Source organism: Alteromonas mediterranea DE, assembly GCF_000020585.3.
GTDB lineage: Bacteria > Pseudomonadota > Gammaproteobacteria > Enterobacterales > Alteromonadaceae > Alteromonas > Alteromonas mediterranea.
Window position 1 is genome coordinate 460,001 of the sequence record NC_011138.3, and the last position, 15,213, is coordinate 475,213.

Below are 15,213 nucleotides of genomic sequence, written 5' to 3' on the forward strand. Positions count from 1 at the left end.
AAAAGGTACTCCGGGGATAACAGGCTGATACCGCCCAAGAGTTCATATCGACGGCGGTGTTTGGCACCTCGATGTCGGCTCATCACATCCTGGGGCTGAAGTCGGTCCCAAGGGTATGGCTGTTCGCCATTTAAAGTGGTACGCGAGCTGGGTTTAGAACGTCGTGAGACAGTTCGGTCCCTATCTGGTGTGGGCGTTGGATGATTGATGGGAGCTGCTCCTAGTACGAGAGGACCGGAGTGGACGAACCGCTGGTGTTCGGGTTGTCATGCCAATGGCATTGCCCGGTAGCTATGTTCGGAACGGATAACCGCTGAAAGCATCTAAGCGGGAAGCCGGCCCAAAGATGAGTCATCCCTGACCTTTAAGGTCTGGAAGGGTTGTTATAGACGATGACGTTGATAGGCAGGGTGTGGAAGCGTTGTAAGGCGTTAAGCTAACCTGTACTAATTGCCCGAGAGGCTTAACCATACAACGCCTAAAAGGCTTCGAAGAGAAGTTGGCGTTGTAAGCAAAGACAAGCTAAAAGCAAGATAGAGTAAAATGTAAGTTACTCACTGATTGAATTAATATTAAACTTTCCGATTTGTTAGTTATTAAGCAACGATGATTAAATAGACTCTAAAGAGTACTGTTAGTCCTCCTTGCGCAGAAGTCACGACAAAAAGCATCGTGATTCTGCACTAAAAGTTTTTCCTGGCAGCCATAGCGATACGGTACCACCTGAATCCATTCCGAACTCAGAAGTGAAACGTATTAGCGCCGATGGTAGTGTGGGGTTTCCCCATGTGAGAGTAGGACACTGCCAGGTCCAGAAGAACCCGCCTAACGGCGGGTTTTTTGCTTTCTGACCCCATTATTTGTGTGTTGTCAGTATTTCTAGACATTCTTATTCGATAAAAGCCTTAATAGAATCGACTTACTTTTAGCAATGTGCAGGTTTTTTGGTAAACTCTTGCGAATAATATTTTAGTCGAAGTAAATAGGACGAACTAATGGCCGTATTCGGTACAGTATTCATGCCACAAATGGCGCTTGCTACCTTTGTCAACGATAAGTGGACTGACACCGAATTTGTCAGTGCAGACAGTATTTCACTTCACCCTGGTGCGCACGTGCTTCACTATTCAAGCACTTGTTTTGAAGGCTTAAAGGCATTTAAACACGAAGATGGCAGCATCAATATTTTTAGAATGGACAAAAACATTGAGCGTTTTGCGCAAAGTAGCCGCCTTCTAAATTTGCCTGAAATAGATAAAGCGCAAGTTGAAAAGATGATTATCGATATTGTTGCTAAGTATGCCTCTGAGGTTCCTGAGCCTCCTGGCTCTATGTACATTCGTCCTACTCACATTGGTACAGAAGCGTCCATTGGCAAAGCAGCAGCACCGTCAGCAGATTCGATGCTATACGTATTATTGTCTCCAGTCGGTGATTACTTTGCGGGCGGAGCAAAGCCACTTCGCTTGTTACTAGACGAAACAGGGATGCGCTGTGCACCGCATATGGGAATGGTAAAAAGTGGCGGTAATTATGCCAGTGCATTACCACCTATTCTCAAAGCCCGCGCAGAAGTTCAGGCTGATCAAATACTGTTTTGTCCTAATGGTGACGTTCAAGAAACCGGTGCAGCAAACTTCTTACTTATTGACGGTAACGAGATCATTACAAAAGGGTTGGACTCTAGCTTTTTGCACGGCGTAACCCGTGCAACCGTTCTTCAAATTGCTAAAGATCACGGCATGAAAGTAAGTGAGCGTGATATTACAGTTGAAGAGCTATTAGAACGCGCTGCAAAACCAAATACAGAAGCTGCGCTATCTGGTACAGCGGCTGTGCTTACGCCAGTGGGTACTTTTATTCATAACGACAAAGAGTATCAGGTTGGAAGCGGAGAAGCAGGCCCGGTGACAATGAAACTTAGACAGGCGTTAAATGATATCCAATGGGGTAAAGCCGAAGATACCCACAACTGGCTAGTCAAAGTGCCAAACTAAACTAGTCATAGTTAGATACCCATAAAAAAGCCTGCTTCAGCAGGCTTTTTAGTATTTAAAAGGTTTACGCTTATTTCGCTTGGCCTTGTTTAGCAACTGCATCCATCATTGCTTTTATTGCATCAGCATCGCCAAGATACTCTTTAGAGATTGGCTTAAGGTTTTCATCTAGTTCGTATACTAGTGGCACACCTGTAGGGATGTTAAGACCTAATACTTCTTCGTCTGACATACCATCTAAATACTTAACAAGTGCGCGAAGGCTGTTGCCGTGGGCCGCTATAATTACACGCTTACCAGCTTGGATGTCTGGGCGAATAACATCATGCCAGTAAGGTAATACACGTTCGATAGTAAGCTTGAGGCTTTCACCACGTGGCAAAATATCAGCATCTACATTGTTATAACGCGGGTCGTGACCTGGGAAGTGTTCACTATCGTCTTCAACCGCCGGAGGTGGGATATCGAAGCTACGACGCCAGATTTTCACTTGCTCTTCGCCGTGCTTAGCAGCAGTTTCCGCTTTGTCTAGACCGGTTAGAGCACCGTAATGACGCTCGTTCAGACGCCAGTGACGCTCAACTGGAAGGTAGTGTTGACCCATTTCTTCAAGGGCAATATTAAGCGTTTTGATTGCTCGAAGGAGTACAGACGTATATGCCTGATCAAATGTAAATCCAGCATCTTTAAGAAGCTGACCTGCGGTCTTTGCTTGTGCTACACCAGTGTCGGTCAAGTCAACGTCGTGCCAGCCTGTGAAACGATTTTCTAAGTTCCACTGACTTTCTCCATGACGAATAAGTACCAATTTATACATAGTTGGGTTACCTGCGGCGTTAAAGTGAAATAGTCTGAGATAATTCCAGAAGTTGGACGTTCAGACGTATATTTAAAAACTGCTGTTATCATCCTTGATTGGCGCTTAAAAATCCAGTTTAAGCGGGTATAAAATCGCAGGTAAGACGTGTCTTTGCCGTTCAGATAAGAGATTTGTTAAATAAACCGTGTCAGGTCTGGATGGGCAACTTTTATCCACTCTTTCATTGAGGGTTCTTCAATAAAGCTAAAATCTTCAAAATCAAACCCTGGCGCGACTGTGCAACCTACAAGTGAGTAGTCACCCATAGTTGCAGCTCCCTGAAAATTGCCCGCCTCAACCACTTCAACATAATCGTTGTTGTCACCACCTATACGGCGTTCCCATAACTGCTGTTTCTGAATTTGGAATAGCTGTAAAGGAGCACCTTCATAGTGATTCCATACTTCATCATGTAAAACGCGATGAAAGCGACTGACTTGGCCCTTAAGTAAAAGAAAATAGATATGGGTGAGTGCTGGACGGCTGGCACCATGGACATAGGATGTAGTCTTATTTTCTGAACGAAAAACCTGACGATAAAAACCTCCCTCGGGATGAGGTTCAAGTTTGTACTTCTTAATAAGCGGATGGGTCATGATAACTTCGTATTCTTGTTATTGCTTTTTTACCGTTGCTCGTCCTTCAATGACTTTCTGAGCATGTATTAAGGCATTAGGCGTTTAGCGTGGTAATAAGCATACCGCTTGCAAGATTATAAGAAAATAAGAATGTTGCATATTTGTAAATGAGTGAGGTGCATGACATTTCATTCGTAATAACTCTCTCCTTGTTGGCCAAGGCCAAGAGCTTCTATTTGAACATAAAGGCCAATTATTCTAACTGGTTGCTTTTCGCTGATAGGGAACACTTTTTTTGCTCACCTCTTTAGAAGCTTATGTTTAAACGAAAAGGGGCGATACGAATAACTAATAATAGGTGAACTTTTTTTCATGTTAATGCCGTACAAACTTGAAAATAACGCGACGGATTAAACACGTCGCTCGTTTCTTGCATTGGCAAACTTGAAACCTAGACAAAATTCATGAACAGGCAAAGAAGGATGAGAGCGTATGACATATAAGTCTTTTTCGCAGCTTGAAGTAAACGGCAAAAACTTCAAGGCGGTCAATTTTGACAGTATAGGTAATCAGTATGCGCTCGACCGGCTACCTTTTTGTATCAAAATTCTTCTCGAGAACCTAATCCGACATGAAGATGAAGAGTTCGTTTCTAGTAGTGACATTGAGCAAGTGGCTAAGTGGGACACTGACAACCACGCTGATCACGAAGTATCATTTGTTCCGGCACGAGTTATTCTTCAAGACTTTACCGGCGTTCCTGCCATAGTCGATTTAGCAGCAATGCGAGATGCAGTTAATCGCTTGGGAGGCGATGCACAAGCAATTAACCCTTTGAACCCGGTAGAGCTGGTCATTGACCACTCTGTAATGGTTGATCATTTCGCTGAAGAGAATGCATTAGAAAAGAATACCGATATAGAGATTGAGCGCAATAAAGAGCGTTATCAATTTCTAAAGTGGGGGCAGTCTAGCTTTGATAATTTCAAGGTAGTGCCCCCGGGCCGAGGCATTGTTCACCAAGTTAATTTAGAATACCTAGCTCGCTGCGCGTTCACCAAAGAACAGGATAGCGAAACCTTGGTTTATCCGGACACCTTGGTTGGAACAGATTCTCATACCACTATGATCAATGGTCTTGGCGTATTAGGCTGGGGTGTGGGTGGCATAGAAGCGGAAGCAGCAATGTTGGGGCAACCCGTGACCATGTTGCTGCCTAAAGTCGTTGGCTTTAGATTATCAGGTAAGCTACCTGCTGGCGTAACGGCCACTGATATGGTTCTCACCATCACGCAGCAGTTACGAGAGCATGGTGTAGTGGGCAAGTTTGTAGAATTTTTCGGCCCCGGCCTTAAACATTTAACTACAGCTGACCGAGCGACTATCGCGAATATGGCGCCAGAGTACGGTGCAACCTGCGGTATCTTCCCCATTGATGACGTAGCCCTAGATTACCTGCGTTTAACCGGTAGGGACGAAGACCAAATTGCCCTGGTAGAAGAGTATGCTAAGTTTAGCCAATTGTGGCATGACGACCATTCAAAAGATGCTCAGTATCACGAAACCCTTGAATTAAACTTAGATGAGGTTGTGCCTTCACTTGCTGGCCCTAAACGCCCTCAGGATAGAATTGCATTAGACAAAGCGGCAGAGGCATTTAATGAATGGCATCGCTCGCAAATTGACGTAAAAGTTTTAGATGAAGAAACGGATCTTATTGCCGAAGCCGGACTAGGTACCTCGGATGATGTGGATGAAGATCACGATTCTTTCGTGGAATTCAGGGGAAGCAAGTTTAACTTAGAAGATGGTGCGATTGTTATTGCAGCAATCACTAGTTGTACGAATACCTCAAACCCTTCAGTGCTGGTTGGTGCCGGTCTACTTGCTAAAAAAGCTGCTGAAAAGGGATTAACGCGGAAGCCTTGGGTAAAAACCTCATTAGCACCTGGTTCGCAGGTAGTAACTCAATATTTAGAAGATGCAGGTTTGATGGACCCATTAGAGTCTTTAGGATTCAATTTGGTCGGTTACGGATGTACAACGTGTATCGGTAACTCTGGGCCGCTTCCTGACGCCATCACCGACGCGATTAGAAAAGCGAAGCTTACAGTAACGTCTGTACTTTCTGGCAACCGCAATTTTGAAGGCCGGATTCATCCAGATGTAGCGGCAAACTACTTAGCTTCTCCACCGCTTGTGGTAGCTTATGCACTTGCAGGTAATATGAATATCGATATTACCAAGGAGCCTCTTGGTCAAGCTAGCGATGGTGCGCCAGTTTATTTAAAAGATATTTGGCCAACTGAAGATGAAATTCAACAGTATATTGCGAAAAACGTGACAGGCGATTTATTTAAAGAAAAATATGCTGACGTGTTTAAAGGTAGTGGTGAATGGAATGAGCTAGAAGTTAGCAAAACGTCTGTGTACGACTGGCCAGAATCTACCTATATTAAACATCCGCCTTTCTTTGAAGTTATGGAGAAAGAGCCTGAAGCACTAACGGCAATCGAGAACGCGCGATGCCTGGTTAAAGTGGGAGACTCTATTACCACTGACCATATTTCGCCCGCCGGTGCTATTGCCAAAGACAGTCCTGCAGGTGAATATTTACAGGCTCAAGGCGTGTCGCCGAAGGACTTTAACTCGTATGGCTCTCGACGAGGAAATCATGAAGTTATGATGCGTGGTACCTTCGCCAATGTACGTCTTAAAAATCAACTCGCACCTGGTACAAGAGGCAGCGCAACGACGCACTTCCCAAGTGGCGATAGTATGTCAATCTTCCATGCTGCTATGCGTTATAAAGATGACGGCGTGCCAGCCGTTGTAATTGGCGGCAAAGAATATGGTACGGGGTCTAGCCGCGACTGGGCGGCGAAAGGCCCATCACTCATGGGCGTAAAAGCAGTATTAGCGGAAAGCTACGAACGAATTCACCGCTCGAACTTAATTGGAATGGGAATATTACCACTTCAATTTAAAGAAGGAGAAAGCGCAAGTACTTTAGCGCTTAAGGGTAACGAGTCTTTTTCAGTTGGCGCAGTGGAGCGTGGTCAATCGGAGGTAGAAGTTAAGGCGGTCACTGATGATGGTGAAACAACGGCCTTTATGATGGATATCAGAATTGATACATCAAACGAGTTTACTTACTTCGAGAACGGCGGAATTCTGCACTACGTGATTAGGGAATACTTGAAGAAGTAGAAAAGTAGCTTAAACATTAATTAAAGCGACGACTCGAAAATCGAGGCGTCGCTTTTTATATGTATTAGTAATAACGTTTTTCGCAAATGATCTCTTTGATGTTAGAACCAATAGCGGCGCGCTTTTCACAGCGTAAGTCCTGAGCTTTTGCACCATATAGAGAGATGTATTCGTCTACATAGGGCTGTAGAGCAGTAATGTAGCCCTCAGGAAGGGCTTTTTTAATTTGACGGTATGAACGATTCCATTCAGCCGTTTTTTGTTCCATCGCTACGCTCAACCATAGCCAACCTTCCTCATAGTTAACAGGCGTTCCCCACCCTTGAAAGTACATCTGCGCTAGATAATATTGACCTTCTTTGTTACCCATCTTTGCTGAGGCGGTTAGCTTCTTTAATGCTTTTTCGTACTTTTGCGCTTTTAACGCATGAAGCCCTAATTCTAACGTTGATAGATATTCCGCTTTCCAGATGTGATTCTTCGTTTTACTTTGTGCCAGCGTAGAGCCTGAAAACGTTAAACACGAGATAGTTACAGCGAGAGTAATAAGCTTTTTCATTGGGAATCCCTTCCTTTTTTATCTATATATATACTGTATTTTGCACACTATGTGAACCGTGCGAAAGTACAGTTTTTAGCGGTGCACAGCTAGTGGGAAAACTCGCAGCCACACTAACTAGCTAGCTAATAAGTGTGGTTTATTCTCCACCAACAATTTGAACTTGCGCTAAATCCGTATCACCCTTTATGACTTTATAAATAGCGTCTTGAACGAGGGTACGCATTCCATCTTTAGCGGCCTGAACTTTCATATCTGCTACGCTTGCTTCTTTGTATACAAGGGAGCGTAGTTCGGGCGTCATACCCAATAGCTCATGCACACCTGTACGCCCTTTATAGCCTGTATTGCCACAGGCTTCACAGCCGTTAGCCTTATACAGTTCAAGGGGCGTTTTCACGTTCAGCTCAGCCATGAGCTCTTTACCGTATTGACGCTCGATGAACGCTATGTCGGTTTCAGTGGCGATATACTTCTCTTTACAGTTGCCACATAAGGTACGAATGAGGCGTTGCGCCAAAATACCCACACAGGCATCTGAGAAGTTAACCGGATCAAGGCCTAAGTCGAGTAAACGGGTAATGGTTTCGGGTGCAGAGTTAGTATGCAGTGTCGACAGCACTAAGTGACCCGTTAAAGACGCTTCTATACCGGCGTGCGCCGTTTCTTTATCACGCATCTCACCAATAAGAATAATATCTGGGTCGGCACGTAAAAATGCGCGCAACGCTGCAGCAAAGTTAAAGCCAATCTTAGGGCTTACTTGAACCTGTTGCAGACCAGGCTGGGTAATTTCTACTGGATCTTCGGCCGTCCAAATTTTCTTTTCAGGTGTATTTAAATAGCCCAAGATAGCGTGCAGGGTAGTGGTTTTACCCGAGCCTGTTGGACCCACAACAAGTAAAATGCCGTGAGGCTTTTTAATCATGTCTTCTAGTCGGGCACGGTTGCTAGGCGCCAAGTTCATTTTATCAATAGGCATGGCACCACCTGATGCCAATATCCGCATTACTACGCCTTCACCCGCTACCGTTGGAATAGTGGCTACACGAACTTCTACAAGCTGCCCGTTCATTCTAAATGCGAGCTTTCCGTCTTGGGGCACCCGTTTTTCCGCAATATTCAAATTCGACATTATCTTGATGCGTGCAATAACGGCACTATGGTGAGAATTTGGCACTTGGTTCATATCGCGACAAACGCCATCAACTCGCATCCGCACCCGTGTTGGCGCGTTTTTTTCTGGGTCTATATGGATATCTGAAGCATTAAGGCGTTTAGCGTCATGTAAAATTCTGCTTACCAAGCGCACTACCGCCGGCGCGTCGTCCGATAGCTCATCAATTTGTTCATCGCTGTCTTCCGCTGACGACCCAATTTCATCGAGAATGTCACTCATCTCTCCTGGGCCGCTGCTACCGCTATGTTCGCCTAAGTATTGCAAAATCAAATTTGGCAGGCTGACAGCAATTTCATAACTATCTATACCCATAGCGCTTTCTATTTCCATGAGAAGCGCAGCATTATTGGGTTCTGCCATTAATACAATAGGCTTGTCATGCGCGTCGGCAATCACCGCTACGTAGTTCCTTTTTAAATAAGAAACATTTAAACGACTTTCGTTTTCAAACCTGTGGTACTTATCGGGTAGGTAAGGAATGAAAGGAACCTGATAGTGAATAGAGAGGGAGTTACCAATCTCATCTTCTGAGATTCGGTACTCAGATACTAAGCGTTGGATAAACGCTTTTATATCTGGCGTAGTAGCTTGAATATCCTTAAGCGTGGCTTCTTCTAAAAGACTCTTGTGAACTAGAAGGTCAAAGGGATTATGGGTGCCCCCTAATTCGAACCTGAATTTATCACCGAGTATGAGCGCAAGCGCATTGCCAAGCTTTAAATCGTCCTCAGTGAACGCGCCATCGTTTTTATTTATAATTTGTATAACACCCATCAACACGCCGGCGTTCATAATCGGCACACAGAGAATGTTTTGAGTTTTAAAATCGCTGTCTTTATCGAACCTGCCGTCGAAGCGCAAACGAGGGTGAATACTTTGAAGTAATGTGGGGTTGTAAGGGTCGTCGATAACTACGGGTTTTTGAGAAAGGGCGACATAGCCAGCAATTGACATAGGGCTGATAGGCACTTTTATCTCAAGGGTTTCTTTACCCGTTTTAAAACGCGCAACCAAGTCTTGATGCTGACGACGGCGCTGGAAAATACTCATGCGCTTGGCATCGAACAGTCCTAGTATCATAGGCTCTAAAAGACCATATGCATCTAGTAATGTAGAGTGGTTGTTTAGGATGCGTTTTATTTGTGCAAAAGTTTGCTGATTATTCACTACTTCCATATTCTCACTTCTGATAAGGACGGCGCTTATCCCATAATGCTTACGAATTTGTATTAAGGATACCAAGATATATCTATACCGCGAAAGCAACAATACTACTTATAGACAGTTACATACACAGTTTAAATCTAAAAATAAGTGTATAAAAAGCAAACTGCCTCTTGCATTGCCTCTGACTTTCTGTATAATTCGCGCCCACTGCCCAATAAGGGTATGAATTTTTAGCCGCGACCTCACTGCTTTTAGGGTGGTTGCCGAAGTAACGGATTCATCATTACTGATTAGCCTGTTGCTGGCGTGCTAGAAAAAAGAACAGGGTTCCGATTGGGAACCATCGGTTTACGCACATCTTTTCTTTCCGGAATTAATGGAAGAGAAAAGGTGAATTTTTTTGTTCTTTCGATTGGAGCTTAATCGATGCCAAATCAAAGAATTCGCATTCGTTTGAAAGCGTTTGATCACAAGTTGATCGATCAGTCTACGGCTGAAATCGTTGAAACTGCGAAACGCACTGGTGCTCAGGTAAGTGGTCCTATTCCTCTACCTACTCGCAAAGAACGCTATACAGTTCTGATTTCTCCGCACGTTAACAAAGACGCGCGTGATCAATATGAAATCCGTACTCACAAGCGTTTGGTAGACATCATCGAGCCAACTGATAAAACAGTTGACGCGTTGATGCGTTTGGACTTGGCTGCTGGCGTTGATGTTCAAATCAGCCTGGGCTAATAAGAGAGGGTTATAACAATGGCGATTGGTCTAGTCGGTCGTAAAGTGGGTATGACTCGCATCTTCACTGAAGATGGTACGTCTATCCCTGTGACTGTTATTGAAGCGACCCCAAACCGTGTTACTCAGCTTCGCACTGAGGAATCTGACGGTTATCGCGCTCTTCAGGTTACTGCTGGAACTAAGAAAGCTAACCGCATCAACAAAGCTGAAGCAGGTCACTTTGCTAAAGCTGGTGTTGAAGCTGGACGCACTCTAGTAGAATTCCGCCTAGAAGAAAACGAAGGTGCCGATATTGAAGTAGGCAGTGAAATCACTGTTGAAATCTTTAACGACACTAAAAAGATTGATGTCACTGGTACATCAAAAGGTAAAGGTTTCCAAGGTGCTATCAAACGCTGGAACTTCAGTTCTCAGCGCATGACACATGGTAACTCTTTGTCACACCGTGCTCCTGGTTCAATTGGCCAAAACCAATCACCAGGTAAAGTATTCAAAGGCAAGAAAATGGCTGGTCAGCTTGGTAACAAGCAAGTGACTACGCAGTCTTTGGAAGTTGTACGTGTTGACGTAGAGAACGGCCTTATCCTAGTTAAAGGTGCCGTACCTGGCGCAACTGGCAACGATGTAATCGTAAAGCCAGCTGTTAAAGCGTAACGTCTGGGGAGTGAACTGATGGAATTAACATTGAAAGACGCGCAAAGCGCTCTTGAAGTATCCGAAGCGACCTTTGGACGTGAATTCAACGAAGCCCTGGTACACCAGGTAGTTGTAGCTTACGGAGCAGGCGCTCGTCAGGGTACAAAAGCGCAGAAAACTCGCGCTGAAGTTCGTGGTGGCGGTAAGAAGCCATGGCGTCAAAAAGGTACTGGCCGTGCACGTGCTGGTACTATCCGTAGCCCAATTTGGGTTGGCGGTGGCCGTGCTTTCGCAGCAAAGCCTCGTGACTTCGACCAAAAAGTTAACAAGAAAATGTATCGCGGTGCGATCAAGAGCATCTTGTCTGAACTAATCCGTCAAGACCGTTTGGTTGTTGTAGAGAAGTTCGGTGTTGACGCACCTAAGACTAAAGCTCTTATTTCTGCACTTAACGAATATGAACTAAATGACGTTCTAATCGTTACTCCTGAAGTTGATGAGAACTTGTTCCTAGCGGCGCGCAACTTGTACAAAGTTGACGTACGTGACGTAGCAGGCATCGACCCAGTGAGCTTGATTGCATTTGAGAAAGTGCTAATGACTGCTGATGCGGTTAAACAACTTGAGGAGGCGTTAGCATGAAAGAAGAACGTCTACTGAAGGTGCTAGTAGCACCTCACGTTTCAGAAAAGTCTACAATGGCTGCTGAAGCGAACAACACAGTTGTATTTAAAGTAGCTAAAGACGCGAACAAAGCTGAAATCAAAGCTGCAGTTGAAAAACTGTTTGAAGTTGAAGTTGAAGGTGTTCGTACTGTGAACGTTAAGGGTAAAACCAAGCGTCACGGCATGTCTTTCGGTAAGCGCAGCGACTGGAAAAAGGCCTACGTGGTTCTTAAAGAAGGTCAGGACATCGACTTTGTCGGTGGTGCTGAGTAAGAAGGGGATTAGAAATGCCATTATTGAAAGCTAAGCCAACTTCTGCCGGTCGTCGTCACGTTGTTCAGGTCGTAAATCCTGACCTGCACAAAGGTGCACCGTACGCACCTTTGCTTGAAAAGAACAGCAAATCTGGCGGTCGTAACAACAATGGTCGTATTACCACTCGTCACATTGGTGGTGGTCATAAGCAACACTACCGTGTAATCGACTTCAAACGCAACAAAGACGGCATTCCAGCCAAAGTTGAGCGTTTAGAATACGATCCAAACCGTTCTGCAAACATTGCTCTAGTATTGTACGCAGACGGTGAACGTCGTTACATTCTGGCTCCTAAGGGTATGAAAGCAGGTGATGCAATCCAGTCTGGTTCGGGTGCTCCGATCAAGTCTGGTAACACGCTACCTATGCGTAACATCCCTGTAGGTACTGTTGTACACGCAATTGAAATGAAGCCTGGTAAGGGTGCACAAATCGCACGTTCTGCTGGTGCTTACGCTCAGATCCTAGCACGTGACGGAAACTACGTTACCCTACGTCTACGCTCTGGCGAAATGCGTAAAGTTCTTTCTGATTGCCGCGCCACCATTGGTGAAGTTGGTAATGCAGAACACATGCTTCGTTCACTAGGTAAAGCTGGTGCTACACGCTGGCGTGGTATTCGTCCTACCGTTCGTGGTGTTGCCATGAACCCGGTTGATCACCCACACGGTGGTGGTGAAGGTCGTACATCAGGCGGTCGTCACCCAGTAACTCCTTGGGGTGTTCCTACCAAAGGTAAGAAAACCCGAAGCAACAAGCGTACTGATAAGCTTATCGTACGTCGTCGAAACAAGTAATAGCGAGGATTCACCATGCCACGTTCTCTCAAGAAAGGTCCTTTTATTGACCTTCACTTGCTGAAGAAGGTAGAGGCTGCAGTGGAAAAGAACGAACGTAAACCAATCAAAACTTGGTCTCGTCGTTCTATGATCATCCCAGATATGATTGGGTTGACCATTGCGGTCCATAACGGTCGCCAACATGTACCTGTCATTATTAGTGACGAAATGGTCGGCCACAAGTTGGGCGAATTTGCGCCAACGCGTACTTACCGCGGCCATGTCGCGGATAAGAAAGCTAAACGTTAAGGGGTAGGAAGATGGAAGCATTAGCTAAACACCGTTTTGCCCGCACGTCGGCTCAAAAGGCACGCTTGGTTGCGGATCAAATTCGCGGTTTACACGTAGAGAAAGCTTTAGAAGTTCTTGCGTACAGCCCGAAGAAAAGCGCAGCGCTAGTAAAGAAAGTTTTGGAATCTGCGATTGCTAACGCAGAGCACAACGAAGGCGCGGACATCGACGAGCTAGTCGTTGCCAAGGTTTTCGTTGACGAAGGTCCAACTATGAAACGCATCAAGCCACGTGCTAAAGGCCGTGCTGATCGTATCTTTAAGCGCAGCAGTCACATCACTGTGGTTGTAGCGGATAACTAGGAGTAGATAATGGGACAGAAGGTACATCCTACAGGTATACGCCTGGGTATCAGCAAACCATGGACTTCTACCTGGTACGCTAATACTGCAGACTATGCAGACAACCTGTATAACGATCATCAGGTACGTCAGTATCTGACTAAACAACTTAAGAACGCTTCACTTTCTAAAATCGTGATCGAGCGTCCTGCTAAGAGCATCCGTGTGACTATTCACACTGCTCGTCCAGGCGTAGTAATCGGTAAGAAAGGTGAAGACGTAGAGAAGTTGCGTAACTACGTATCTAAGCTAGCCGGTGTGCCAGCTCAGATCAACATCGCTGAAGTACGTAAGCCAGAGCTAGATGGTCAGTTAGTAGCTGACAGCATCTCTAGCCAGCTAGAGCGTCGTGTTATGTTCCGTCGTGCTATGAAGCGCGCAGTTCAAAACGCAATGCGTCTAGGCGCGAAAGGTATTAAAGTTGAAGTTAGCGGCCGTTTGGGCGGTGCAGAGATTGCACGTTCTGAATGGTACCGTGAAGGTCGCGTTCCTCTGCACACTTTCCGTGCGGACATCGATTACGCAACCTCTGAAGCGTCAACTACTTACGGTATCATCGGCGTTAAAGTATGGATCTTCAAAGGTGAAGTTCTAGGTGGTCTACCTACAACTCAAGAGCAAGCACCAGCTGCTCAACCTAAGAAGAAAGGCCGCAACGCTAAGCGAGAGGGCTAATCATGTTACAACCAAAACGCATGAAGTTCCGTAAGATGCACAAAGGCCGCAACCGCGGCTTCGCAGCGGGTAGCACTGTTGCCTTTGGTACTTACGGCCTTAAAGCAGTTGGTCGTGGTCGAATGACTGCGCGCCAAATCGAAGCAGCGCGTCGTGCTATGACTCGTCACGTTAAGCGTCAAGGTAAAATTTGGATTCGAGTTTTCCCTGACAAGCCAATTACTGAGAAGCCTCTTGAAGTGCGTCAAGGTAAAGGTAAAGGTAACGTTGAGTACTGGGTATGCCAAATTCAGCCTGGTCGTGTTCTTTACGAGATGGAAGGTGTTCCTGAAAATCTTGCACGCGAAGCGTTTGAATTGGCAGCGGCTAAACTGCCATTTAAAACAACCTTTGTAACTCGGACGGTGATGTAATGAAAGCGACTGAACTGAAAGACAAAAGCGTAGAAGAGCTGAACGCAGAGTTGATTAACCTGCTACGCGAACAGTTCAACCTACGCATGCAGCACACAACAGGTCAGCTTGAAAAAACTGATCAGTTGAGAAAAGTACGTCGTAACATCGCGCGTGTTAAAACCATTCTGACTCAAAAGGCTGATGCGTAATGACTGAGCAAAAAATTCGTACAGTACAAGGTCGTGTGGTTAGCAACAAGATGGATAAAACCATCACTGTTGTAGTTGAACGTTTTGTTAAGCACCCAATCTACGGGAAGTTCATCAAGCGCTCTACTAAGCTTCACGCCCACGACGAAAACAACGTGTGCAACCAAGGTGACGTAGTAACAGTACGTGAATGTCGCCCGCTATCTAAGAACAAATCTTGGATGCTAGTTGACGTTGTTGAGAAAGCTGGCGTTTAATCGCTAACTTTTTTCAAAGTCTTAAAAAAGCCGCTTTCGAGCGGCTTTTTTGTTTGCCCAGCGAAGCTGGCAAACCCGTCAGGTTGAAAGAAACCTGAATCACCCTGACTGAGGGGAAGATAATCCGAATGGCAAGGGCGTTGTTGGCCAACGGCAGGGTCCGAAGGAAGCCATAGGAAGTTAGAGGTACACAACGCAAGTGAACCTGATTCGGCAAGACAGGAGGGTAAGCGTGCAAAATAGCGTGAAGCCCGATACTCGGTCAGTCCTGTTTTGTGCTTGAGGGTGGGATTTCTAAC

Annotated in this window: 17 protein-coding genes and 2 rRNA genes (1 of these 19 running past the window's edge); 15 read left to right on the plus strand and 4 right to left on the minus strand. The window is 45.4% G+C overall.

Annotation, left to right across the window (positions count from 1 at the left end; translation table 11 throughout):
* From MADE_RS02080 to MADE_RS02090, 3 genes are all read left to right on the plus strand, one after another.
* Positions 1–471, plus strand: a 23S ribosomal RNA gene (locus tag MADE_RS02080); it begins 2,416 nt to the left of the window's first position.
* Positions 472–695: 224 nt separating this feature from the next.
* Positions 696–811: ribosomal RNA gene (gene rrf / locus MADE_RS02085) — 5S ribosomal RNA — on the plus strand.
* A 184-nt stretch (positions 812–995) separates the two neighbouring features.
* Positions 996–1,997, plus strand: coding sequence for a branched-chain amino acid aminotransferase (locus MADE_RS02090; protein ID WP_012516951.1), 1,002 nt, complete (start codon positions 996–998; stop codon positions 1,995–1,997).
* 70 nt (positions 1,998–2,067) lie between these two features.
* Here the strand turns inward: MADE_RS02090 and gpmA are convergent, their stop codons facing one another.
* Positions 2,068–2,814 (minus strand): 2,3-diphosphoglycerate-dependent phosphoglycerate mutase, encoded by a 747-nt coding sequence (gene gpmA / locus MADE_RS02095; RefSeq protein WP_012516952.1) that lies wholly within the window; start codon positions 2,812–2,814, stop codon positions 2,068–2,070.
* A 176-nt stretch (positions 2,815–2,990) separates the two neighbouring features.
* Positions 2,991–3,452 carry a cupin domain-containing protein gene (locus MADE_RS02100; RefSeq protein ID WP_012516953.1) on the minus strand — a complete coding sequence of 154 codons (462 nt, stop codon included), beginning with the start codon at positions 3,450–3,452 and terminating at the stop codon, positions 2,991–2,993.
* A gap of 474 nt (positions 3,453–3,926) precedes the next feature.
* Here MADE_RS02100 and acnA point away from each other — a divergent pair, with 474 nt between their 5' ends.
* Complete coding sequence (gene acnA, locus MADE_RS02105) at positions 3,927–6,644, plus strand: aconitate hydratase AcnA (RefSeq protein ID WP_012516954.1); 2,718 nt, start codon at positions 3,927–3,929, stop codon at positions 6,642–6,644.
* 64 nt (positions 6,645–6,708) lie between these two features.
* On the opposite strand, the gene MADE_RS02110 is transcribed toward acnA, so the two are convergent.
* Both MADE_RS02110 and MADE_RS02115 read right to left on the minus strand, forming a co-directional pair.
* Positions 6,709–7,203: an SEL1-like repeat protein gene (locus MADE_RS02110; protein ID WP_012516955.1), complete on the minus strand. Its 495-nt coding sequence runs from the start codon at positions 7,201–7,203 to the stop codon at positions 6,709–6,711.
* Between the two features lie 139 nt (positions 7,204–7,342).
* On the minus strand, positions 7,343–9,559 hold the full coding sequence (locus tag MADE_RS02115; protein WP_012516956.1) for a GspE/PulE family protein: 2,217 nt from the start codon (positions 9,557–9,559) through the stop codon (positions 7,343–7,345).
* A 417-nt stretch (positions 9,560–9,976) separates the two neighbouring features.
* Here MADE_RS02115 and rpsJ point away from each other — a divergent pair, with 417 nt between their 5' ends.
* The 11 genes from rpsJ to rpsQ are packed head-to-tail and all read left to right on the plus strand — an operon-like array spanning position 9,977 to position 14,914.
* Complete coding sequence (gene rpsJ, locus MADE_RS02120; protein ID WP_010179497.1) at positions 9,977–10,288, plus strand: 30S ribosomal protein S10; 312 nt, start codon at positions 9,977–9,979, stop codon at positions 10,286–10,288.
* Positions 10,289–10,306: 18 nt separating this feature from the next.
* Positions 10,307–10,945: a 50S ribosomal protein L3 gene (rplC, locus tag MADE_RS02125; protein ID WP_012516957.1), complete on the plus strand. Its 639-nt coding sequence runs from the start codon at positions 10,307–10,309 to the stop codon at positions 10,943–10,945.
* An 18-nt stretch (positions 10,946–10,963) separates the two neighbouring features.
* Complete coding sequence (gene rplD, locus MADE_RS02130; protein ID WP_012516958.1) at positions 10,964–11,569, plus strand: 50S ribosomal protein L4; 606 nt, start codon at positions 10,964–10,966, stop codon at positions 11,567–11,569.
* A complete protein-coding gene (gene rplW / locus MADE_RS02135; protein WP_012516959.1) occupies positions 11,566–11,865 on the plus strand; it encodes a 50S ribosomal protein L23 in 300 nt (99 codons plus the stop codon). The genes rplD and rplW overlap by 4 nt, the downstream gene beginning before the upstream one ends.
* 14 nt (positions 11,866–11,879) lie before the next feature.
* Entirely contained in the window at positions 11,880–12,704 is an 825-nt protein-coding gene (gene rplB, locus MADE_RS02140) for a 50S ribosomal protein L2 (RefSeq protein WP_012516960.1), read from the plus strand.
* A gap of 15 nt (positions 12,705–12,719) precedes the next feature.
* A complete protein-coding gene (gene rpsS, locus MADE_RS02145) occupies positions 12,720–12,995 on the plus strand; it encodes a 30S ribosomal protein S19 (protein ID WP_012516961.1) in 276 nt (91 codons plus the stop codon).
* An 11-nt stretch (positions 12,996–13,006) separates the two neighbouring features.
* Positions 13,007–13,339 carry a 50S ribosomal protein L22 gene (gene rplV, locus MADE_RS02150; protein WP_012516962.1) on the plus strand — a complete coding sequence of 111 codons (333 nt, stop codon included), beginning with the start codon at positions 13,007–13,009 and terminating at the stop codon, positions 13,337–13,339.
* A gap of 9 nt (positions 13,340–13,348) precedes the next feature.
* On the plus strand, positions 13,349–14,053 hold the full coding sequence (rpsC, locus tag MADE_RS02155) for a 30S ribosomal protein S3 (protein ID WP_014947978.1): 705 nt from the start codon (positions 13,349–13,351) through the stop codon (positions 14,051–14,053).
* Positions 14,054–14,055: 2 nt separating this feature from the next.
* A complete protein-coding gene (gene rplP / locus MADE_RS02160; protein WP_012516964.1) occupies positions 14,056–14,466 on the plus strand; it encodes a 50S ribosomal protein L16 in 411 nt (136 codons plus the stop codon).
* A complete protein-coding gene (gene rpmC, locus MADE_RS02165; protein ID WP_012516965.1) occupies positions 14,466–14,657 on the plus strand; it encodes a 50S ribosomal protein L29 in 192 nt (63 codons plus the stop codon). The genes rplP and rpmC overlap by 1 nt, the downstream gene beginning before the upstream one ends.
* The gene (gene rpsQ, locus MADE_RS02170; RefSeq protein WP_012516966.1) at positions 14,657–14,914 is read left to right on the plus strand and encodes a 30S ribosomal protein S17; all 258 of its coding nucleotides are present in this window, start codon (positions 14,657–14,659) and stop codon (positions 14,912–14,914) included. The genes rpmC and rpsQ overlap by 1 nt, the downstream gene beginning before the upstream one ends.
* Positions 14,915–15,213 lie beyond the last annotated feature (299 nt).

Excerpts from the sequence above, each read along its gene's own strand:
- MADE_RS02110 (WP_012516955.1), bottom strand. The coding sequence starts at position 7,203 with ATGAAAAAGCTTATTACTCTCGCTGTAACTATCTCGTGTTTAACGTTT.
- rpsQ (WP_012516966.1), top strand. The coding sequence starts at position 14,657 with ATGACTGAGCAAAAAATTCGTACAGTACAAGGTCGTGTGGTTAGCAAC.
- rplC (WP_012516957.1), top strand. The coding sequence starts at position 10,307 with ATGGCGATTGGTCTAGTCGGTCGTAAAGTGGGTATGACTCGCATCTTC.
- rpsC (WP_014947978.1), top strand. The coding sequence starts at position 13,349 with ATGGGACAGAAGGTACATCCTACAGGTATACGCCTGGGTATCAGCAAA.
- gpmA (WP_012516952.1), bottom strand. The coding sequence starts at position 2,814 with ATGTATAAATTGGTACTTATTCGTCATGGAGAAAGTCAGTGGAACTTA.
- rpsJ (WP_010179497.1), top strand. The coding sequence starts at position 9,977 with ATGCCAAATCAAAGAATTCGCATTCGTTTGAAAGCGTTTGATCACAAG.
- rplB (WP_012516960.1), top strand. The coding sequence starts at position 11,880 with ATGCCATTATTGAAAGCTAAGCCAACTTCTGCCGGTCGTCGTCACGTT.
- rplV (WP_012516962.1), top strand. The coding sequence starts at position 13,007 with ATGGAAGCATTAGCTAAACACCGTTTTGCCCGCACGTCGGCTCAAAAG.
- rplW (WP_012516959.1), top strand. The coding sequence starts at position 11,566 with ATGAAAGAAGAACGTCTACTGAAGGTGCTAGTAGCACCTCACGTTTCA.
- rpsS (WP_012516961.1), top strand. The coding sequence starts at position 12,720 with ATGCCACGTTCTCTCAAGAAAGGTCCTTTTATTGACCTTCACTTGCTG.
- MADE_RS02100 (WP_012516953.1), bottom strand. The coding sequence starts at position 3,452 with ATGACCCATCCGCTTATTAAGAAGTACAAACTTGAACCTCATCCCGAG.
- rplP (WP_012516964.1), top strand. The coding sequence starts at position 14,056 with ATGTTACAACCAAAACGCATGAAGTTCCGTAAGATGCACAAAGGCCGC.
- acnA (WP_012516954.1), top strand. The coding sequence starts at position 3,927 with ATGACATATAAGTCTTTTTCGCAGCTTGAAGTAAACGGCAAAAACTTC.
- rpmC (WP_012516965.1), top strand. The coding sequence starts at position 14,466 with ATGAAAGCGACTGAACTGAAAGACAAAAGCGTAGAAGAGCTGAACGCA.
- MADE_RS02115 (WP_012516956.1), bottom strand. The coding sequence starts at position 9,559 with ATGGAAGTAGTGAATAATCAGCAAACTTTTGCACAAATAAAACGCATC.
- MADE_RS02090 (WP_012516951.1), top strand. The coding sequence starts at position 996 with ATGGCCGTATTCGGTACAGTATTCATGCCACAAATGGCGCTTGCTACC.
- rplD (WP_012516958.1), top strand. The coding sequence starts at position 10,964 with ATGGAATTAACATTGAAAGACGCGCAAAGCGCTCTTGAAGTATCCGAA.